The 432-nt window shown below is 40.7% G+C and carries 1 protein-coding gene; it reads right to left on the bottom strand.

Annotated elements, in window-relative coordinates:
* A partial coding sequence (locus ACJQWY_RS06900) for a transposase (protein ID WP_407076993.1) occupies positions 1–432 on the bottom strand: 432 nt, incomplete at both ends.

Genomic DNA, 432 nt, shown 5'->3' with positions numbered 1-432 from the left:
TTCTTCTTTTCCTGAGCTAAGGCCTCGAGTTTTTCCAAGTAAGCTACCTTAATTCGAAGCAATTCATTCTCTTCTTCAAGCTTCTTAATCTTGTCTTGTTCTTGTTTGTTCATGGTCCGTATCCGTCTTTGTTTATCAGGTTTTAGACGACCAGTCTCCAACGTACGTTCCCACTGCCAAATTATCGATGGGCTGGTAATCCTAAATTTCCGAGCAGCCACTGGGTAGGACGCGCGATAATCTAGTCGCCATTTAATTACCTTGATTTTAAAGGAATATGGATACTTTGTCTTCTGTCTATGTAAATCTTTGAAGCCGTAAATGCCATCTCGTTTGATGGATTCAACCCATATTCCAAGGGTTGCGGAACCTTTTATTCCGAATTTTTTACGTATTTCACCGGTCGAAACGCCTTTTAGGTACATTTCAACG

The sequence above is a fragment of the Weissella kandleri genome (genome assembly GCF_045504165.1).
In the GTDB taxonomy this organism is placed as follows: Bacteria; Bacillota; Bacilli; order Lactobacillales; family Lactobacillaceae; genus Weissella; species Weissella kandleri_A.
The sequence above is the reverse complement of the archived record's forward strand: the minus strand, read 5'-3'. Positions and strand labels throughout refer to the sequence as shown.